We start from the raw sequence: 21,650 nt of genomic DNA, 5'->3' as shown, positions 1-21,650 counted from the left end.
TCAAAATATTCTGAATTCACGTCTGATGTGAATTATCCAAATCAACGAAATATCAACAATTATCCGTCCTGTAGAGACGTTACATTGCAACGTCTCTACAACGATAAATTAAGGATTTTAGGGTCTAATTCACATAATGCGTAATTCTGAGTCTTGAATTCTGGCCTAACTATTGTTGAGTTTACGTTGCAATTGTTTTAACGATTGATAGATATCTGGCAAACGATTATAAATAGCAGATGCTTTGAGATATATTTTGTGGGAAACTGCGGGAGTTCCAGAGACAATTTCGCCTGGTGGAACGTCGCTGTGAATTCCAGTTTTAGCAGACGCGATCGCCCCATCTCCGATCTTCACTTGATTGGCGATTCCTACTTGTCCAGCTAAAATAACGCGATTTCCGACTTTGACACCCCCAGCCATGCCGGCTTGACCTGCGATCGCACAACCAGCACCTATTTGAGAACCATGACCGATTTGCACTAAGTTGTCAATTACTGTGTTGCGTCCTACTCGTGTTTCTCCCACCGCTGGACGGTCAATGGCGCTGTTGCAGCCAACTACCACGCCATCTTCTAACACTGTATAGCCGGATTGTTCCATTTTTAACCAACCTGTGCGCGTAGGAACAAAACCAAAACCTTCTGCACCGATGACAGCACCACTGAAAATTACGCAATCTGCGCCGATGTGTGTCCGTTCGTGGATGGTGCAATTGGCGTGTAAGATGGTGCGATCGCCTATTTTGGCATCTGGATAAACTACGACATTGGGATGGATAATGACACTATTACCAACTTCCACCCCTTGTTCAATCACAACGTGAGGGCCAATATAAACATCACTACCAATTTTGGCTGTAGGGTGAATTACAGCACTAGGATGAATTTCTGGGGCTGGGCGATATGGTTGGTAAAAAATTGCGATCGCTTTAGCAAATAACAGTCGCGGTTCTGGAGTGCTTACCCAGACAATACCACGTTCTTGGGCGATGGCCTGTAACTTTTCATCCTGGGGCAAAATTAAAGCACTAGCATTGGTCTTAGCGATAAAAGATCCAAATTTTGCTCCCTCTACGTAGCTGAGATTACCGTTAGTAGCTTCATCAATAGCCGCTACCCCAGTAATTTCTGGGTCATGGTTTGGATTTACACTCAGGCTACGATCTGTAGTTACGTCGCCCAATCGCTGTAGAATTTCACTGAATTTCATTAGTAAAAAACGCAAATAAAGTTCTAGGGTTATTACATCAGTAACACGCTAAGATACCATTGCGTTTGTCAATCAGCAATTATACTGTCGAAATCTCAAAAAACCAGATCCGGTAACGAGAATTAGGGAGATGGGGAGATGGCCAGATGAGGGAGAAGGTAATTCTTCTTTCCCCCCATCTCCCCATCCCCTTATCCCCCCATCCTCTTTCCATGCCCAATGCCGCATACCTTTTTAGCTTTGTAAAGCTAGCGCTTCTTTTTCAAGATTTTCATTCATCCAAGAAAACATATCAGCAATTGATTTAACCATATCTTGGACTCCATCACGAAAGAGTTCAATATCTTTTTCTGACTTGGTGTAGAGTTGGGTTACTTGAATCAATTCATCTGTATGTTCTGGATCTAAGTGGCAATGGATATGAAAATATTCAATTGTATGGTCATCAATCCCCTGAAATATTTTGCGAAGCCCTTGAATATAGTTGGTGAAGATTGCAGGTAGAACTTGTTCAATTGCAGCAAATCTACCTAAGGAACGCACTATAGGTTCATCATCGCAAAACTCGAATTTCTTAAAGCGTAACGCTGGAATCAGAAATGCTCCATCGTCTGCATTCACATCAATTTTAGGACAACCAATACCTTCCATAAACCGCATAAAAAGTGCTACATGAGCAAGGTCTGGCTTGAGTTGTCCATGCTCTGTAAAAGCATTTTCTAGCATAATCGTTCTAGCGTAGTAGCTATCCATTTTTGATGCAACTTTCAAGAAAGCCATATTGAATCTATTTGAGCCAGGTAGCATTTTCATCGCAAACTTGCGTATTGCGTCTTGTGAAAATTCTCCTTTAGCAAAACGTTGCACAAAGGGATGTAGAGATAAATCCTGTGCAGTTGTTATGTCTGATAAAACTTGGTGGAGTTGCTTGGATATCTGAGTATCTAAAGAAAGAAGTGTGGTCATTTCTTTTACTTAACAGTGGGTTGTTGTTTGATGCTGAATTGTCTAGTTTGACGCGAATCATGAATAATTAATCGCGCAGTTTGCATAGCAAAAAATGCATATATTTTCTAACTATGCTTTAGACTTTATTTGCAAATGATCAAAAAACTTAGAGTCTCTAGATTTTTGGCAAGCAAGTATGAAAATTGACATTATTCCACCGTAATTTTGGCGTAAATCTCAAAATTTATACTCCCCAAAAATCTAAATTTTGGTTAGCTAAGCTGTATTGTTAATATTGCTGAGCAATTTGCTACGCCTCTAAGTATAGCAATTTCAGTATAAGCTCGGTTTTCTTCCTGAATCAGATATTAATATCTAATCTTTTTATACGCAAGAATAAAAATATCTGTTGACCAAATCTTTATTTTTTAAAACTATTTATTAATTTTGTATAAAATTATCAATTAACTTCTGTGTTATGACATTTTACTCAGTCTCCAAATACTCTAAAATTTGCCATAAAATTCAGTATATTCAAGAAGGACTGACCGGAGCATAAAGCTTACAGTCAAAGGATGTAGAGTGTAGAATATAAGATTTATCCTTACTGAGATATAGTTAATTTTCTGTTTTTTTATGGCGTTTTTATAACTGGTCTAAATAATTAACCTTGGAGTTTAAGTTGTGGGTAAGATCTCACAAACATAGTAATTTAATTCACCTAAATACTAATAATTTGATGCTAAATAAGCAAAAAAGACTAAAAAACTTTAGATAAGGGATGTTTACGAGGTTTTACTAATACTAACTTGATATATTTGCAATTTTCTCAACTTGTAACTAAACATGGTTTATGCTGCAATGAGTGAAACACATGTTCAATGAGCATACCTATCAAGATTTTGCTGTACGATAATCTAAGTAAAATAACGTTCTCAGGTATTAAAATTGCAACAGCAAGGATTAGTGGTAGCGAGGGAGGAAAAAGAACTGCTTTAATCTTGACTTAGATAACTTTTCTGCTCTTGTCTAACCATTTGCAGTTGTCTAGTGTAATTACAGCAATGGGTAGAAAAGTAGATGACCCAATAAAGCAAAACCAACGATTACAACATGATGTTATGCAACGTCAGCAGATAGATAAGTTGCTACGTCAAGCTCAGGAAGATTTAGAAGTAAGAGTTGAAGAACGCACCGCTGAGCTTTCCCGTGCGAATGCCCTTTTACAACAGGAAATCCGTGAACGGCAAGCCGCGTTACGCGAACGTCAACGTGCTGAAGAAGCATTGCAGCAAAGCGAGAAACTTTATCGTCAGTTGGTTGAGAGTCAAACTGATGTGATTGTGCGGACAGATTTGCAAGGAAGACTGACTTTTGCTAACGCAGTTGCCTGCCAAACATTCGGCTTCGATTTGGATAAGTTGGCTAGTCAGTCGTTATTTAATTTTTTCCATCCAGATGATTTAACTCAATCGCTGGAAAACATGGCAAGTTTAGCATCTCCACCTTATTGCTTAAAGGTTTATGAGCAACGCGCATTGACAGTTAAAGGTATTCGCTGGTTTCAATGGAATGTTACCGCAATTACAGACGATCGCGGACAGGTAATTGAAACTCAAGGAGTAGCAAGAGATGTCACTGAGCGCAAGCAAGCAGAACAGAAAATCTCTGAACAAGCAGCTTTACTAGATATTGCTACTGACGCGATCTTAGTTCAAGATTTCCAATTCCAAATTTTATTCTGGAATAAAGGCGCAGAACGTCTGTATGGTTGGCAAGCCGATGAAGTTAAAGGTAAAAATACTGAAAAACTTTTATATAAAGAAACGTCGCCACAGCTAAAAGTAGCTCTGAAAAATGTAATTGAATCTGGTTCATGGCAGGGTGAACTATGTAAAGTTACGAAATCTGGTAGGGAAATTATCACAGAAAGCCGCTGGACACTGATGCGTGATGAAACAGCGCAACCAAAATCCATCCTCACTGTTGATACTGATATTACTGAGAAAAAACAACTTCAAGCTCAATTTCTCCGCGCCCAGCGTTTAGAGAGCCTCGGCACCCTGGCTAGTGGTATTGCCCACGACCTGAACAATATATTGACGCCAATTATGTCCTCGTCTCAAATGTTGGCGCTCAAACTTCCTAATCTTGATGCACGTAATCAGCAATTGCTGAAGCTTTTGGAAGATAACTCTAAACGTGCGGCTGATTTGGTCAAGCAAATTCTGACCTTTGCACGCGGAGGATTTGAAGGCAGAGGCGTTTGTTTGCAAATTGAATATCTGCTGTTAGAAATTGAACAAATAATTAATAGTACCTTTCCCAAATCCATCAAAATTAGCAAGGATTTACCCAAGGAAAACCTTTGGACAATCTTGGCAGATCCTACTCAAATACATCAGGTATTAATGAACCTATGCGTCAACGCTCGTGATGCAATGCCCAAAGGTGGCACGCTATATATTTGTGCAGAAAATCTTTTCGTTGATGAAAACTTTGTCAAAATGAATTTGGATGCTCAAGTGGGCCCATATGTAGTTATAACTATCAAGGATACAGGATTTGGGATTCCGCCGCTGATTTTAGATCGAATTTTTGAACCTTTTTTTACAACTAAAGAATTAGGCAAAGGCACGGGATTAGGCTTGCCGACTGTGATTGGTATTGTCGAAAAACATGGTGGTTTTGTAAATGTCCAGAGTGAGGTGGGCAAGGGTACTCAATTTAAAGTTTATTTACCAGCTATCAAAGAAAAAACAACCGAGCAAGCAGAGAAATTGGAATTGCTCAACGGCAAAGGAGAGTTAATTCTGATTGTGGATGATGAAGCTGCTATCCTAGAAATTACTAAAACTTCCTTAGAAGACCATAATTACAAAAGTTTAACAGCCAGTAATGGCATTGAAGCGATTTCATTGTACGCAGAACACAAAAATACAATTAGTATAGTTTTGATGGATATGATGATGCCATCAATGGATGGATTAACTACTATCCGCATCTTGCAACAAATGAATAGACAAGTGAAGGTTATTGGTATTAGTGGTATGACATCAAACAGCCAGCTTGCAGAAGTTACTGAGGCTGGCATCAATGTATTCTTGCGGAAGCCCTACACTTTCCACGAATTATTGCGCTCTATTAACAATGTCTTGAGTGAAGCCAAGATTTGAACTATAACGGTTCACAATCACATGAGATACAGAAATTGGTAGGGGCACAAAGCTTTGCGCCCCTACCAATTACCTCACTAGAACGGTAAATGCTATATATATTTTTTACATACCTGTAAAGTATTGTATATACGATCGCCATAACTCATAATTCTTAAGCTATTGGTAAAACTAGGGCTTTAAATCAATAATAGAAGTTGTTTTTGTCCATCAATGGATTGTGAATCATAGAACCTAAATGAATCTAAATTAATGACGAATTGCAGATTATTTCGTTACTTTGCAATCCTTGACTATGGATTTTCAGGAAAATGTTAAGACTTTATCATTTATTACTAGGTTTGATTTTAGTGCTATTAATCCCGGTGGGAGCAAAATTTGTTCTACCGCAATTTTCTCCAAAAAAACCGCCAAATGCGCCTGCTGTGTCAAAACTTGCCAACTCTAGTGAGGGAAATGTCTGGCAGAAAATTATCGGAAATACTTCTGCTCCAACTAACTGGCAAGTTGCTGTTTGTAATGGAAATGCGCCTTTGTTGTGTGTCTCCTCCAAAGGAAAAGTTTTGGGTACAGTTGAGATTAACGTTTACCCACTAGAAAAGATTCCGGATTTCCAAAAGAAACTTGTAGCTGCTGGTGTTCCAACTAATTCTCAAGTTGACTACCAAAGTTCTAAATACCAAACTCAGGTATTGTCAGCACTCAAAGCTTGGGTTGCAGACAAATATGCGACTTTTGCCAAAGACCGTCAAGCTCAATATGGAAGGGAGATTATTTTATCAACCTACCCACCGCAACCAGTACCAGTTGGTAAACTTCAGGGAATCCGCTATGGCTTCGCTGGACTTAATCAACAAGGTACAGTACAAGAGCAACATATCGGTCATGTTGCCTTTGACGGAGCTAGACTTTACGTAATTACGACTGCCTTTGATTCAGCTACGCAAACAGGTAAGTTTGAGAAGCTGGAAAATTTAGCTATTTTTCAACCTTATTTATACGCGATCGCCGCAGATTTGCGTTTACCATAATGGGCATTGGGAAAGGGGCAAAGGGCAAGGGGTAAACGAAAGATTCCTCCTTTCCCCTTTAACCTTTCCCCTTTTCCCCTACCTTTCCATCTCCTTTGTCTCCCTAATCCCTATCAAATTAAATCTCAGCCACCGCGCGTTCAATTAAGCGACGAGCCAAAGTTTGCGTACCTGTGTGTTCGTAATAATTGGTCGATACATCCAGGAACGCGGCTAGGTAGTCTAATTTGTCATCGGCAACATCAACAAAATTTTGCAAGTTGTGGACAACTTTTTGTGGCGTTAAATTATTGGCGTTAACTAACCCACTCATCCAGCCTTTAACTGAATCAAAGCTTTCGCCAATAAAGTTGAGTTTACTACCATCGTTGTTACCTGGAATCACATCTTTGATGTTTTGGAAAGTTGAGTTTTGCTCTAACTCTTGCGGACTTGTTTGATTCAATCCAGATATTGCTTTGCTGATGAAGTCTGGCCCTAGAGGTATCAAACCATCAACACAAACTAAGGCGACCATGCGGATGAGTGATTCACCGCTATATTCTCCCAAAGAGCCAACAAAGTCGCCAATACTATCTCCAGGAATGCCATTAATTTGGCAAAAAGCTACCAATTCAGCGACTAATTTTAATGTCAAATCGATGGTTTGGGCTTTATCAGCTTTGGGGGTGACTGAGTTTAAAAAACCCAATAGCGGAATTTTCTCACCGACTTTATTAGCTAAAGCTGCTGCACCAAGGGCTTTATCTGTATTATCAACGGTTTGATATAACCACAAAGCTGTTTGATATCCTTGGGATTTATCGTTGAATAGATAAATGGCTCGTTCGCCAATTTGTTGAATTAAATCTTCGTCAGTTTCGAGAGTAACTGTTTTAATAGTGTTGACAAAACCGACGGTATTTTGCCACTGGCCAGGAGCAACAAAATCGAGGGAATTTAACAGAGAAACAGTTAAGCCTCTAGTTGGCAATTCATCAACCAACTGAACAATCGATTTGCTCACAAAAATCTCCTTATTTCAGGTTTATTATGTTAACCGAATACTTCATAATTCGTAATTACTTAGCTTGCTTTTCACGCCTTGCCCAGTATTATGAATTACGAATTATTTTGACGCTGGCAATGCATCTCAATTGAGTTTTGCTAGACCTTTAAGATTAAACTTTTCTATCCAATCTGCGCGATCGCTAGCTGTAAACGACGGATCGCGGGAAAGTACTTTTACTTGGTATTTACCCACTAAAATTGCAGTTTGCGTGTTACCTACTTCTACTGCGGGATAACCCCCAATTTTTTTGGTACTTTTCGAGAACTTAGCTGCTGTTGCTGGTACGCTGCTGGTATCGGAAACAGATAGCAAGGCGATATCTTTACCACCTTTTTTCAACTTCGCCTCAGCAAAACCTTTTTTCTCTTGGGTATAGACGCGCTGGTAGCCATCACTAGCATCTGGGAAAAATTTGTTAAATTCGCTACCTTGAGTTGCAGTTTTAACCACTGCTTGACCGCTTTTTTGCTTACTGCTATCTTGTTGTGCCTGGTCAAAACGCCTCGGTGTTTTTGCAGTACAGGACGTTGTTAGTAATATTACTGAGAGCAATAACGCAGCCAAAACTCTACGCCCACCGTGTAAAACCATTTTTGCATTCTCCTGATACTTGAGCTTTGAGCAATTATCTGCGGTGCTAGCGATTTTTACCCAGAAAATTTACTTTTTGATAATGATTGCTCAAGAGGCAATAGGCAATGGGCAATAGGCAATAGGCAATGAAAGTCTTTTCATGTCAGGGTTTTACAATCGCTTTATGTTATAAAATTTGCTTCAACTACTAGAACTGCGGTAAGCAATAACAGCATAAAACGGATCTCCTCCGGGTGCGCCTAACCACTGTAAAAAATTGGGTACTGTTGATTTCTGAACGATAACTTCTGGGGTGGTAAATCCCGGTATTGCGGCGAAGTAGCTCTTGACTAATTCTACCCGTTGTGGTTCTGAAGCATCCCGCCAAGCTTGAATCGCCTTTTGAAAGAACATCCGGTTAGAAAAGCTGATAATGGCGACACCACCGGGTTTGAGGATGCGGTGAATTTCGGAAAATATCGCTTCTGGATATTGGATATATTGCACAGATACGCAATTGAGAACCGCATCAAAATCTTCATTTGGCAAAGGAAGCTGGGGATTTTCGTTGATATTTTGCACAAAGTAATGAGTGAAGCGGGGATTGCGTGCTAGTTCTTCGGCGTTGAGCCCGTGTCCTTCTATATGGGAAAATTGAATCTCTTCTGGCAGATGAGAGACCCAGCTGCTCATCATGTCAAAGATGCGGGTGTTGGGTTTGAGGCGATCGCGATATAAGTCCGTTAACTGCTGAATAAATCCTTCATCTACATGGGTGACGAAGCGAGGAGAAGCATAGAATAAGCGATCGTCTGTGTCGTCTAATTTGAGGCGTTGATTCGGTCTTAACTGCATAAGTCTCTCGTGTGGATAACTTTTTTCCAAAATTGCGGCAATTTCAGGTATTTTTAAACAAGCACTCTGTAACATATTTTAATAATAGTAAGAAGCATACGGCAGAAGTTAGAATTCAGAATTCAGGATTCAGAATTGACTACGCCCCGCTGCGCTAACAGAACTCAGAAGTAAAACAAGTTTTATGTCTAGCTTTTAGGGCTAGTTTGTGGTAATAATTCAAAAGTTAGGAGTTAGTAGGAGGTAGTGTTGTTTTGAGGGTTTATATTCTGAAAAACTGCTGTTTAGAATAGTTGAAAAATCAATAATTATATACCTATTTGATTTTTATCAAATTATCGAGTTTGAGTATCTAAACTTTATTAATTCTGAATTGTTACAGCAAATTTGAAAATCTTAGGACTTACGCATTGACAGAAAATACCAAATATGGATGTTTGAAAAACTACATCTGTCCTAGGGGCACAGCACTGCTGTGCCCCTACACCAGGGTCTATTTACCATCAAATAATGATTAATAAAAGCCTGAAACGACCTATGCACATAAACGCACATCATGATTAATTTGTACAGTACGTAAGTCCTAAATTTATCATCAATTAATCCAGATTGCAGCTTCTATCTTTTATAAATTTCAATGTACAAACTACATTTTTTACAGTATATTTGGCGAAAAATCCTGCTTTTGGCAGCATCACCTTATTTTAGTTTATTAGCTTGGATACTACCTTTATTAATATTCACTTCTGGTTATAACAGCCTGATAGCACATGATGAAGCACTTTATGCTTCACGCTCACGCTTGATGTTCGATTCTGGCAATTGGATAGCTCCTTGGCAAAAGGCACATCACAAAACTCCTGGCCCTTATTGGTTAATTGCCAGTTCCTATAAGCTGTTTGGCATCAATGATATTAGTGCGCGTCTTCCTAGTATGATTACAGGAATTTTGTGCTTATGGCTTGTATATGAAATCGGCAAAATTATCCTGGGTAAAAAATTAGCTTGGCTAGCCGCTGCAATTTTAAGTGTGGAATTCCTCTGGCTGCAATATTGTCGTTTAAGTACACCTGATGTACCTCTGGTTTTATTAGTGCTTTTAGCTATTTGCTCTTTTCTCAAAGCGGAATTAAATCCTGCAAGACGCTACTTGTGGAGTTTTATTGCTGGATTAAGTTTAGGTTTAGGCTTCTTGATGAGAAGCTTTATGATTTTTATACCAATCATAGCTTTATTGCCTTATTTAATTTGGGATCGCAAACGTCATCATCATTTGAGTAATCCCATTTTATATTTAGGGGTTTTTGTCGGTTTAATTCCTACTTTTGTTTGGCTATGGCTTAGTTGGTTACATTATGGAAATCAAACTTTTGAAGAGTTGTACAAATTTCTTATATATCAAAGCAGTAATGGTAATGACAATTATCATACTAATTTTCTATTTTATGTATGGAATATTGCTCTCAAAGCATTCCCTTGGGCTTTTTTCGGAATTTTAGGACTGTTTTTGGCTATCCGCCGCCCCTTGCGCTACCAATTGTTATTAGTTGGATTTCCAGTTGTTTTATTTATTGAAATTAGTATTTTTACGACTCGTTTCTCTCACTATAGTCTTTTCCTTTATCCCTTCGTTGCTTTGTTTGCTGCTGTGGGTTTAAGCTGGGTAGGCAAAATTTACCAGTTAGGGATTCCCTCTCAATCTAATCTTCAAAAAGGTAAAAAAAATATATTAAATTTTTTTGCCAAGCAGTATCTTCCCCGAAACCTCAGTTATGGCTTTGGGGGATTTGGCGTTCTACTTATCGTTGCAAGTATTGTGATTTTTGCTTGGGGTATTCCTAATATCCGCGACTATGCAATTATTGGCTTGGCTATGGGATTGGGTTGGTTAATTTTACCTGTAGTGTGGATTAGTCGTTATCGCTTTGGCAAAAAGTTTCTCACAACTCGTTACTGGATTGCAGGTTGGTTAATTCCCTGTTGGTTAGCTTTAGCTGCAATGGGTACCACAGGCCTGTTAAGTGACTATAATCCAGCTTTAAGAGTTTTTCTGCAACAAAGTGCGATCGCTTCAATTCTGAAAACTAATCCGATATACTTTGTGCAAATAGATGATAAAGTCCAAGTACTTCTCGATTTCTATATTTCTATTGACGAAAAACCAGTAGTCTCTATCTCTGAAGTACCAGCTTTTAGCTATGCTTGGATTTATAAAGATCGATCGCCTCAATTATCCAGACCTCACCGCATTCTCGGTACTGTCAAAGAGTACCAGTTTATTCAAGTACTTAATTAATGGGCATGGGGCATGGGGATGAGGGAGATGAGGGAGTGAGGGAGTCACAGAGAAATAAACAATGCCCTATACTTCGACTACGCTCAGTACAAGTGCCCTATGCCCCATGCCCAAAAAGAGGTATTGCAAAAATACAGGAAATTAGCTAGCATATGAATATTACGTATGCTAAGTATTTTATCAAATGATTTCTACATCCAATCAATCCCCAACTTTAGAATCGTGGCAGCAAAATCTGGCACCGTACAATTTAGGCTACAGAATCAAATTACTCTCGCAACTACTTAGCCGCAAGTTTACTGAAAAACTAGAACCCTTTGGATTGACGCCATTTCACTGGTTAGTGTTGTGCTGTCTTTGGCAAGAAGATGGTTTACCTACTTCTAGTATTGGTGACAAACTCAAACAAGTAGGCGGTACTTTAACTGGGGTATTAGATCGTATGGAAGAACGCGGGTTGGTACGTCGAGAACGTGATACTCAAGATCGCCGCATCTGGCGAATCTGGCTAACGGATGCAGGTAAGGAACTACAAAATGTCCTACCTCCAATCGCCGCAGCAATGCGTGATGAAGTAATGGATGGTATTTCCTTTGCTGACAGAGAATTCTTTTCTCAGATTTTGAATCGGGCGATCGCTAACCTCTCTTAAACATCCTCCCACAATCACCCAAGCGGGGGAGGCAACATTAAGATTTATTTTGAGATAATATTACGCATACTAAATAAAAGCTGAATAAAGGCTCGCAAACCAATATTACGTATTCTAAATAAACGAGAGTTAACTAAATCATTCTGCAAGGAGATGAAATTATGGGCGCTAATACTTTAAACGGACGCAAGGATAACAAAACCCCAGTTTTAGAACCAGAATTGATTAAAGATTCAGAGACTTTAGAAGCTATGACCGCAGAGACAGCAGAAGCACCTGTTGTCACTCCAGAGACGGAGAAAGAAGTTCCAGCGAAGCGTAAAAAACCCATTGGTTTGATTTTGGCAGGATTAGGTGTAGGTGCGATCGCCGCAGGTGCTTTTGGTTATAACTACTGGCAATATTCCTCTACCCACCAGGAAACAGATAACGCCACCGTTGTAGGAAACATTCACCAAATTAGTAGCCGCATTCCCGGAACTGTCACTCAAGTGCTGGTGGATGATAATCAACTGGTGCAACCGGGACAGCTGTTAGTGAAGTTAGATCCCAAGGACTATGAAAGTAAAGTCCAACAAGCACAAGCAGCCTTAGAAAATGCACGCGGTCAGGCGCAAGCGGCCCAAGCAAATATCGCCTTAGCTTCACAAACCACCACTGGTAAGACAACTCAGGCACAAGGCGATGTCAGCAACGCTGTGGCAGCAATTTCCACCGCCCAAGCAGCAGTCCAAGAAGCCCAGGCTGGGATACCGGCGGCGCAAGCGGAAGTGAAATTAGCCCAAGCTGGGATTCCCGCAGCCCAAGCGCAAGTAGCCCAAGCAAATGCCAACTTGGAAAAAGCCCAAGCAGATTACAATCGTTACAACGAATTATATCGGTCGGGTGCGATCGCTCGTCAGCAGTTAGACACAGCCAAAGCGGCGAATGATGTGGCTGTAGCGCAGAAAAATGCTGCCGTTCAGGGAGTAGAACAAGCCCAGGCTAGATTAGCCTCGGCTAAAGTTGGCGTCGCCAAAGCCCAATCTCAGCTAGCACAAGCCCAAGAAAGTGTAGTCAGCGCCCAAGCAAAATTGGCTGCATCCAAGGGAGGATTGCAACAAGCGACGGCTGGGGGACAAGATACCACAGCAAAACGCAGTCAATACGAAGCAGCAAAAGCAGCGATCGCTCAATCAGAAGCATCGCTCAAAGACGCTCAATTGCAACTATCCTACGTTAATATTACTGCTCCTAGTGCCGGAAGAATAGGCAGGAAAAACGTCGAAGTTGGTAACCGAGTTGCAGCGGGAACGCCGTTAATGGCGATCGTGGACAATCAAAATTGGGTAGTTGCCAACTTTAAAGAAACCCAATTAGAAAACATGCGACCAGGAGAACCAGTGGAAGTCAAACTGGATGCTTTTCCTCATCACAGCTTTGTGGGTCGTGTTGATAGTATTTCACCAGCTTCCGGCGCTCAATTTGCTTTATTGCCACCAGATAACGCTACAGGCAACTTTACCAAAATTGTACAACGCATTCCAGTCAAAATAGTTTTTGACCAAAAGAGTATTCAAGGATACGAATCGCGGATTACACCAGGGATGTCTGCGGAAGTTGCGGTGGAAGTCAAGTAATACCAAAGTGCCTGTAAATAGATGAAAAACCTCTTTCTAACTATCACTTCTCATACATCTATGGAGAGGCGTATAAAGATGAGGTGAGATGATATCTATGAAAGCAGATTGGTATAAGAAAGGAGTCAGAATTGAGAATTCAGAATTCAGAATATTTTACCTATAAAGGGATAGAGTTTTAAGAGGAGAATCGCCCACCAGAGGGAGGTTTAGGGAACACCAATAAAATATTCAATATTGTATTGAATATTTTTTGTTTGTCAGTTCAATAAACCAATATTTACTAACTAGTCTGGCTCTAATTTATACTGAATTGTAACTACTGAATTCTGAATTCTTGTTTATAAAACAAACCTTACATGAAAAAACCGCTACTACCTGCATTAAGGTCAAGAAACTACCAACTGTTTTTTGCCGGACAAGGCATTTCCCTGATTGGAACATGGATGACGCAACTTGCTACGATTTGGCTAGTTTATGACTTAACTAACTCGCCTTTAATGTTAGGAGTCGTCGGATTTTCTAGCCAAATCCCGAACTTTTTTTTATCTCCCTTTGGCGGAGTATTTGTAGATCGCTTTTCTCGATATCGTACCTTAATCGGCACGCAAATCTTGGCGATGATTCAGTCGTTAGCATTAGCGGCGCTGGCGCTGACTGGTGTGATTCAGGTATGGCAAATCATTGCTTTGAGTTTATTTCAAGGATTTATTAATGCCTTAGATGCGCCAGCACGGCAAGCATTTGTGCCTGAATTGGTCGAACGCCGGGAAGATTTAGCCAATGCGATCGCCATTAACTCGACAATGGTTAATGGTGCGCGATTAATTGGCCCTGCGATCGGGGGTTTACTAATTGCTGGCGTTGGGGCTGGCTATTGTTTTTTAATAGATGGTTTGAGCTATATTGCTGTCATCGCTGCTTTATTGGCGATGAAAGTTAAACCTTGGAAAAATTCTATAACTGATGGTAATCCCTTACAAAAAGTTAAAGAGGGATTTGTATATGCCTTTAGCTTTCCACCGATTCGAGCGGTTCTATTGCTATCAGCTTTAGTTAGCCTTCTCGGATTACAAAACACTATTCTTGTTCCAGTTATTGCAGAAGAAGTTCTTAAAGGCGGCGCAGAAATTCTAGGTTTTTTGATGGCGGCGTCTGGAGTTGGAGCTTTATCAGGTGGTATTTATCTTGCTACACGGCAAACAATTTTAGGAATTGGTAAATTGATTGCTTTAGCTCCAGCAATTTTAGGAATTGGTTTAGTTAGCTTTTCTTTGTCCCGATTTTTACCACTTTCTCTATTCAGCATGTTATTTGTTGGCTTAGGAACAATTCTCCAAATTGCTGCGAGCAATACATTTTTACAAACAATTGTTGAAGAAGATAAACGCGGAAGATTGATGAGCTTATACACAATGTCCTTTTTGGGAATGATTCCCGTGGGTAATTTATTAGGAGGTGTATTAGCAAATCGTATTGGTGCTACCAACACTTTAATTTTTGATGGTATAGCTTGTATTATCTGCTCTATTATTTTTAGCAGGCAGTTGCCCGCTTTAAGACAAATAATGCGTCCAATTTATGAGCAAAAGGGTATTTTTAATAATTAATAAAACTTAGGATAAAAAACGCGGATAAATGTATAGAATCCGATTGTAAGTAAGTGGACACAATTATTTAGAAGACGCATTTCGACTGCGCTCAATGCTCGGCCTTTGAGAAGACGAGGGTTGAGCGAAGTCGAAACCCGGTAATCTCAAGTTAGGTTTAATTTAGTCCTTCTACTTAAAATTTTTTGCTCTTTAACCTTGAGTTGAAACAACACTATGGCTAATACAGGTGTAATTCGTCAGCCAGGGCACAATCCGGCTCTTCCACCAGATCGCGTACCGCTAAGAACTTGGATTGGCGTATTGGCAAGTATGCTTGGTGCATTCATGGCGGTATTAGATATTCAAATAACTAATGCTTCGCTACAAGATATTCAAGCAAGTTTAGGGGCAACTTTAGAAGAAGGTTCTTGGATTTCTACAGCCTATCTCGTTGCAGAAATTGTAGTAATTCCTCTAACAGGATGGTTATCAAGAGTCTTTTCTCTGAGACGGTATCTGTTAGTAAATACTGCACTATTTATTTTCTTTTCTATATGCTGTGCTTGGGCGTGGAATTTGAATTCTATGATTGTATTCCGTGCCTTACAAGGTTTTAGCGGCGGAGTTTTAATTCCCACCGCGATGACAATTGTTTTAACGACCTTACCACCATCTAAACAATCAGTAGGGTTAGCAGCATTTGGTTTTAGTGCAGTTTTCGCTCCCTCGATTGGCCCGACATTGGGAGGTTGGTTAACCGAAAATTTTGGTTGGGAATACAACTTTTATATCAATATAGTTCCTGGTGCATTAATGCTGGCTGGCGTTTGGTACGGAATTAAGCAAGAAGCATCGCAAATTAATTTATTAAAACAAGGTGACTGGTGGGGAATTATTGCAATGGCCATCGGATTAGGTTCATTGCAAGTTGTTTTAGAAGAAGGTAGCCGCAAAGATTGGTTTGGTTCGGCGTTAATTGTCCGCTTAACTGTAATTGCAGTAATTTTTCTAGCAGTATTTTTCTTTATAGAATTAACTCGTAAACAACCATTCATTAATTTGCGCCTGTTGTTTAGGCGTAACTTTGGTTTAGCCAGTATTGTGAATGTATCTTTGGGAGTGGGATTGTATGGATCGATTTATATTTTACCGTTATATCTTGCCCAAATTCAAAAATATAATGCGCTGCAAATTGGAGAAGTGTTGATGTGGGCTGGGATTCCCCAGCTATTTATTATTCCTTTTATACCCAAATTGATGCAACGTTTTGATGTGCGCTTTATGGTGGCTTTTGGCGTGACTTTATTTGCCGTGAGTGCATTTATGAATTCTGGAATAACTAATGAAACAGGATTAGATCAATTACGCTGGTCACAATTTGTGCGTGCAATGGGACAACCTTTAATTATGGTACCGCTTAGTTCTATTGCCACTGGTGGCTTAAGTCCAAAAGAAGCAGGTTCAGCCAGTGGTTTATTTAATATGATGCGGAATATGGGCGGTTCTATTGGAATTGCTTGTTTAGCAACTTTATTAACAAATAGAGAACAATTTCACTCGAATAGATTGGGCGATGCAATATCTTTATATGACCCAACAACTCAACAGCGAATTGACCAAATGACACAATATTTTATCAGTAGAGGAGCCGATTTAAGTACTGCACAAAATCAGGCGATCGCATCTATATCAAATATTGTTCGTCGGGAAGCATTTGTGATGGCTTTTAACGATTGTTTCTACTTTATTGGCATTGCTTTATTGCTAAGTGGAATTGCCATTTTGTTCTTTAAAAAAGTGAAAGCAAGCGGTAGTGCTGTTGCACATTAAAGTTATTGGATGAGTTAAAATATTTGATAAAATTACTCAGGTACTAACATGGTCATTAGCCAAAATGAGTACTATATTTCCCCAGAAGAATATTTAGAAGGCGAGAAAGTAAGCGAAATAAAACACGAGTATATTGATGGACAAGTCTACGCAATGGCAGGGGCGAGTGATAGTCATGTTACTGTAGTAGGAAACTTGTTTATTTTGCTACGAAACCATCTCCGGGGTAGTGGTTGCCGTGTCTACATGTTAGATATGAAAGCCCAAATTGATGTCATAAATCGCTATTTCTATCCTGAACTTATGGTGACTTGCGATACACGAGATAAAGAATTTGAATATTTTAAGTGCTATCCTTCCTTAGTGGTGGAAGTGCTTTCTGAATCAACAGAAGGCTATGATAGAGGTAAAAAATTTGCTAGTTACAGACACTTAGAATCGCTACAGGAATACGTGCTAATTTCACCAGACCGAATGAGTGTCGAATGCTTCCGTCGTAATGAAGAGGGGCATTGGGTACTTTATCCTTATGAAAAAGGAGAAGAAGTATATTTAGCTAGCGTTGATTTTCGTTGTGCGATCGCAGCAATATATGAAGATGTAACATTACTAGAGGATAATAATTTTTAATCCAACATTTCTGGATCGATTCCTAAAGCATTGAGTTGTTCAACAGAAAGATTACGCAATTTTTCTGTAATTAATAGCCGCTTTTCTCGCTCAACTTCAGCGCGTTCTTCACCTGTTAAAAGTAAATTTCCTTGTGCATCCCACCACCGCAACCAAGGTAACTCTGCATTCTGATACAAACCTTGCCATATTCCCAACTCTACCCCTAAAGGAGCGATCGCGTAATGTCCTCTTTCGTTGGGTTTCATTAGTTGATACGTAAAATCGATGAGATGATACACCTCAACCTGGGCTTTCGCTACTTCATAAATCCCATAATAAGGCACTCGAATTGCCTGTTCATAAACCCAAAATTTACCAACATTTCCACCTTCACCTTGTGATGGCGCTGTTTTATCTCGTTCTTCTGAACCATCTCCAGAGACAAATTCAATCACAATTAAAGGTGCAACATACTCCTTCCACAGTACGTAAGAACGCCGCATTTTACCATCTAGAGTAGGTGGTACATTGGGTACATAAAATCAATCCGGAGCTTCGGCACCTTTTTCAGGAGGATCTGTCAATCTCCAGTAAATACCAGAATCTTGTCCAATACAATATTGTCCATCAGGATGGCGTTGTTCTAAAATAGGTTTAATTGAATCTGTAATTAAAATACTTTGTGGATGCTCCTGAAGATTTTTGCCTCCGGCACGCTTCGCGAACACAAATGTACCATCTGAATCTGGTAACTGGGTGTGGTCAGGTAAAGTTAATGCCGATACGGAAGTCATAGGCTTTAACCAAGAGCTTATCTGCTTATTATTATAAATTATTGTAAATTGGTGTTTTACTATTTTTGAATAGACACGCTACTAGATATTTCGTGGTACTTTTGTCATAAAAATTGAAATATTTATAATATCAATCTTTCTATATTAAAAAAGCTATCTCTATGACTCCGGATATTCTCTATATTTTCCCAATCATTCGCATTAGACTTAATTATAGACAATATAAAACGAGAACCTATGACTCGTAAATCATTTGGGATTATATGAGTTGGTATGTCGAAAATCCATCCTGTACCTGCCCATGCAGCACTTTCCGAACGTTCCCAAATAACCTTTGTGTATCCCCCATCTAAGTGAAAAATTACTCTGACTGTTTCTCTGGCTAACAGAAATTTTTCATTCATTACCAACAATAATTCTGTTTTAGTATTTTCAAGGGTGGGTAAAATCCGCACCCAACAATAATTACACACCAGAAACCTATTTTACAGATGCCAGGTTTTGCAGCAACCCCCACATAATCATCTTACTCGATCGCATTTTTGGCAAAGCATCCTGCAAGTAAATCTTATTAGGTTTTATCTCCTGCTAAATTTATTTTTCAAGAAATACTAGGATCGTCTGCTTTTTTGATTTCTTCCAAGATTTTTTGAACTTGATTAACTTTTTCTTTTCTATTCTGTTCTTTGAAGATATTTAAAGCTTTTTCTAAATATGATATTGCCTCGTCTTGTTTATTAGTTTGCCACATTGCTAGAGCAAAATTAGTCATTGCTTCAGCATAATTGGGATTAATTTCTAAAGCTTTCTGATATTCAGTAATAGCTTCTTGCCAGCGATTTTCGCTAGCGTAGACCATACCGATCGCATTGTAAGCTAGAGCATATTTTGACTGGAGGCGAATGGCTTCACGGTAAGCGGTAATTGCTTCATCTGATTTCTTTTGGCGGAAAAGCACATTGCCCAGTTGAAAGTGTCCAAAGGCATCTTTCGGAAATTGTTTAATTAATTTGCGTAAATTTTCCTCTGCACCTTTCATGTCTCCTTGATTGTACAAAGCATTGGCTTGTTGGAGAATCTGCGATCGCTCTGATGGCCCTTGGTCTGAAAATTGCGCTAGTTTGTGTACTTGTCTTTGGGGATACTGTTGAGGCGAATCTAAAGAAACTGCTAACACGGATGGTGATAGACCAATGGCAGCGATCGTAGTCAGTGCTATGCAGCTAAAAGGTTGAACAAATGCTGATTTCAGTTTGCTGTTCAGTTTCATCGCCCTGAATGCCTCAATAGTGTTCTAATACTTATGATAAATTGCGGGCGCGTTACCGTGTAACGCCCCACGATTTATCTAAAATTGCTACGCGCCTTCTCGTAACTTATCCAACACGCTTCTATCTTCTAAGGTTGAAGTATCTCCAGATACTTCTTGCCCCGCAGCCAGATTTCGCAATAATCGCCGCATAATCTTACCCGATCGCGTTTTCGGCAAAGCGTCGGTAAAGCGAATTTCTCCAGGACGGGCGATCGCACCGATTTCTTTGACAACGTGTTGCTTGAGTTCTTTACTCAATTCCTCACTACCCTGATAAGTGCCTTCTAATGTCACAAAAGCAACTACCTCTTCTCCTTTGAGTTCATCCGGCTTACCCACTACCGCTGCTTCTGCAACTGCTGGATGGGAAACTAAGGCTGATTCGACTTCCATCGTACCGAGTCGGTGACCTGATACATTCAATACGTCATCTACGCGACCCATTACCCAGAAGTAACCATCTTCATCGCGTCTAGCGCCATCACCAGCAAAATAAGTATAGTTCCCATCTTTGGGAGGGATGTGTTCCCAATAGGTGCGGCGGAAGCGTTCCGGATCGCCGTACACTGTCCGCATCATTCCCGGCCAAGGATGGCGTACTGCTAGATAACCGCCTTGGTTGTTGGGTACGGAATTTCCTTCTAAATCCACAATGTCTGCAATAATTCCAGGGAAGGGAAGAGTTGCAGAACCTGGTTTCGTGGGAATTGCCCCTGGTAGCGGGGTAATCATAATACCGCCAGTTTCGGTTTGCCACCAGGTATCGACAATTGGACAGCGGCCGCCACCAATTACTTTGTGATACCACATCCAAGCTTCGGGGTTAATCGGTTCGCCAACGGTTCCCAGCAATCGCAATGAAGATAAGTTTCGGGCATTGGGATGTTGTTCGCCCATCTTAATAAATGCCCGGATTGCTGTAGGTGCAGTATAAAAAATGTTGACACCGTATTTTTCAATTACATCCCAGAAACACCCTGGATTAGAAGCACGGGGCGCACCTTCATACATAATCGTTGTTGCACCGTTGGAAAGCGGCCCGTAGACAATGTAGCTGTGTCCAGTAATCCAACCCACATCTGCGGTACACCAGTATACATCTGTGTCTTGCAGGTCAAATATCCACTTGGTGGTCATGTGGGTATACAAATTATAGCCAGCAGTTGTATGCACTACACCCTTTGGTTTGCCCGTGCTGCCGGAAGTGTAGAGGACAAACAGCATATCTTCGCTGTCCATCGGTTCGGCGGGACAATCAGCAGACGCATTTTTTTGTAAATCGTGCCACCAATGGTCGCGTCCGCCCGACTGCATATAAGTTTCTTGTCCGGTGCGCTTGACAACCAGGACATTTTCTACACTGGGAACAGCGCCATCACCCAAGGCTTTATCTACCTGTTGCTTGAGGGGAACGATCGCATCTTTGCGCCAACCACCATCAGCAGTAATTACCAACTTGGCTTTAGCATCAATTAAGCGATCGCGTAAAGCTTCGGCACTAAAACCACCAAATACAACGCTGTGGGGTGCGCCAATTCTCGCACAAGCTAACATGGCGATGGCAGCTTCGGGAATCATCGGCATATAAATACCAACGCGATCGCCTTTTTGTACGCCTAGTTGCTTCAACACATTGGCAAACTGACAAACTTCTCGATGCAGTTGGGCGTAGGTGAGGGTACGCGAGTCTCCCGGTTCCCCTTCCCAAATCAATGCAGCTTTATTTTTGCGCCAAGTTGTGAGGTGTCTGTCAAGGCAGTTGTAAGAAATATTCATCTTACCGCCAACAAACCACTTAGCAAAAGGCGGTTGCCAATCTAGTACGGTATCCCATTTTTGGAACCATGATAATTCTGTAGCCGCCAAATCTGCCCAAAATTGCTGCGGATCGGCTTTGGCTTTGTCGTAAAGACGCTGATAGTCTTCCAAGCTTTTGATATGGGCGTTTTGCGAGAATTCCGAGCTAGGGTGGAAAAGGCGATTCTCTTGTAGGATCGATTCTATGGTTGGTTGAGACATGGTTATAAGCGCGATCGCTATTGTTACTAAAAACTATTCTTAGCCCAGTTATGCTGTACTGTGTTTAGATTTTCATTA

Annotated in this window: 16 protein-coding genes and 1 pseudogene; 8 read left to right on the top strand and 9 right to left on the bottom strand. The window is 40.4% G+C overall.

Going from position 1 to position 21,650, the window contains the following annotated elements; all coding sequences use genetic code 11:
* Window positions 1-165: 165 nt before the first annotated feature.
* Both lpxD and NSTC745_RS03940 read right to left on the bottom strand, forming a co-directional pair.
* The gene (gene lpxD, locus NSTC745_RS03945) at window positions 166-1,212 is read right to left on the bottom strand and encodes a UDP-3-O-(3-hydroxymyristoyl)glucosamine N-acyltransferase (RefSeq protein WP_445635987.1); all 1,047 of its coding nucleotides are present in this window, start codon (window positions 1,210-1,212) and stop codon (window positions 166-168) included.
* A gap of 234 nt (window positions 1,213-1,446) precedes the next feature.
* Window positions 1,447-2,178: an iron-containing redox enzyme family protein gene (locus NSTC745_RS03940; protein WP_445635986.1), complete on the bottom strand. Its 732-nt coding sequence runs from the start codon at window positions 2,176-2,178 to the stop codon at window positions 1,447-1,449.
* Window positions 2,179-3,224: 1,046 nt separating this feature from the next.
* On the opposite strand from NSTC745_RS03940, the gene NSTC745_RS03935 reads away from it, so the two are divergent.
* Together NSTC745_RS03935 and NSTC745_RS03930 are read left to right on the top strand one after the other, a co-directional pair.
* Window positions 3,225-5,336, top strand: a complete 2,112-nt coding sequence (locus tag NSTC745_RS03935) for a PAS domain S-box protein (RefSeq protein WP_445635985.1) — start codon at window positions 3,225-3,227, stop codon at window positions 5,334-5,336.
* A gap of 311 nt (window positions 5,337-5,647) precedes the next feature.
* A complete protein-coding gene (locus NSTC745_RS03930) occupies window positions 5,648-6,367 on the top strand; it encodes a hypothetical protein (RefSeq protein WP_445635984.1) in 720 nt (239 codons plus the stop codon).
* 118 nt (window positions 6,368-6,485) lie between these two features.
* On the opposite strand, the gene NSTC745_RS03925 is transcribed toward NSTC745_RS03930, so the two are convergent.
* The 3 genes from NSTC745_RS03925 to NSTC745_RS03915 all read right to left on the bottom strand — a co-directional run bounded on the left by NSTC745_RS03925 (window position 6,486) and on the right by NSTC745_RS03915 (window position 8,846).
* A complete protein-coding gene (locus tag NSTC745_RS03925) occupies window positions 6,486-7,373 on the bottom strand; it encodes a hypothetical protein (RefSeq protein WP_445635983.1) in 888 nt (295 codons plus the stop codon).
* Between the two features lie 126 nt (window positions 7,374-7,499).
* A complete protein-coding gene (locus NSTC745_RS03920) occupies window positions 7,500-8,009 on the bottom strand; it encodes a hypothetical protein (protein WP_445635982.1) in 510 nt (169 codons plus the stop codon).
* Between the two features lie 183 nt (window positions 8,010-8,192).
* Window positions 8,193-8,846, bottom strand: coding sequence for a class I SAM-dependent methyltransferase (locus NSTC745_RS03915; protein WP_445635981.1), 654 nt, complete (start codon window positions 8,844-8,846; stop codon window positions 8,193-8,195).
* A 637-nt stretch (window positions 8,847-9,483) separates the two neighbouring features.
* Between NSTC745_RS03915 and NSTC745_RS03910 the strand changes: the two genes are divergently transcribed.
* The 6 genes from NSTC745_RS03910 (at window position 9,484) to NSTC745_RS03885 (ending at window position 17,465) form a co-directional block, all read left to right on the top strand.
* Window positions 9,484-11,142, top strand: coding sequence for an ArnT family glycosyltransferase (locus NSTC745_RS03910; protein ID WP_445635980.1), 1,659 nt, complete (start codon window positions 9,484-9,486; stop codon window positions 11,140-11,142).
* Window positions 11,143-11,326: 184 nt separating this feature from the next.
* Window positions 11,327-11,794, top strand: a complete 468-nt coding sequence (locus NSTC745_RS03905; RefSeq protein ID WP_445635979.1) for a MarR family winged helix-turn-helix transcriptional regulator — start codon at window positions 11,327-11,329, stop codon at window positions 11,792-11,794.
* A 161-nt stretch (window positions 11,795-11,955) separates the two neighbouring features.
* Window positions 11,956-13,413: an HlyD family secretion protein gene (locus NSTC745_RS03900; RefSeq protein ID WP_445635978.1), complete on the top strand. Its 1,458-nt coding sequence runs from the start codon at window positions 11,956-11,958 to the stop codon at window positions 13,411-13,413.
* A gap of 359 nt (window positions 13,414-13,772) precedes the next feature.
* On the top strand, window positions 13,773-15,023 hold the full coding sequence (locus tag NSTC745_RS03895; protein ID WP_445635977.1) for an MFS transporter: 1,251 nt from the start codon (window positions 13,773-13,775) through the stop codon (window positions 15,021-15,023).
* Window positions 15,024-15,239: 216 nt separating this feature from the next.
* Window positions 15,240-16,835, top strand: a complete 1,596-nt coding sequence (locus NSTC745_RS03890) for a DHA2 family efflux MFS transporter permease subunit (protein WP_445635976.1) — start codon at window positions 15,240-15,242, stop codon at window positions 16,833-16,835.
* Window positions 16,836-16,883: 48 nt separating this feature from the next.
* Window positions 16,884-17,465 carry a Uma2 family endonuclease gene (locus NSTC745_RS03885; protein ID WP_445635975.1) on the top strand — a complete coding sequence of 194 codons (582 nt, stop codon included), beginning with the start codon at window positions 16,884-16,886 and terminating at the stop codon, window positions 17,463-17,465.
* Here NSTC745_RS03885 and NSTC745_RS03880 read toward each other — a convergent pair.
* The 4 genes and pseudogenes from NSTC745_RS03880 to acs all read right to left on the bottom strand — a co-directional run bounded on the left by NSTC745_RS03880 (window position 17,462) and on the right by acs (window position 21,572).
* Window positions 17,462-18,241: pseudogene (locus NSTC745_RS03880) on the bottom strand (Uma2 family endonuclease). The gene NSTC745_RS03885 and the pseudogene NSTC745_RS03880 overlap by 4 nt on opposite strands.
* Before the next feature lie 122 nt (window positions 18,242-18,363).
* Window positions 18,364-18,714, bottom strand: coding sequence for a hypothetical protein (locus NSTC745_RS03875; RefSeq protein ID WP_445635974.1), 351 nt, complete (start codon window positions 18,712-18,714; stop codon window positions 18,364-18,366).
* Window positions 18,715-18,842: 128 nt separating this feature from the next.
* Window positions 18,843-19,511 carry a tetratricopeptide repeat protein gene (locus NSTC745_RS03870; RefSeq protein WP_445635973.1) on the bottom strand — a complete coding sequence of 223 codons (669 nt, stop codon included), beginning with the start codon at window positions 19,509-19,511 and terminating at the stop codon, window positions 18,843-18,845.
* Window positions 19,512-19,598: 87 nt separating this feature from the next.
* Window positions 19,599-21,572 (bottom strand): acetate--CoA ligase, encoded by a 1,974-nt coding sequence (gene acs / locus NSTC745_RS03865; protein WP_445635972.1) that lies wholly within the window; start codon window positions 21,570-21,572, stop codon window positions 19,599-19,601.
* Window positions 21,573-21,650 lie beyond the last annotated feature (78 nt).

The organism is Nostoc sp. DSM 114161 (assembly GCF_052692665.1).
Note: the sequence above shows the minus strand (reverse complement) of the source record. Positions and strands in the feature narration are given on the sequence as shown.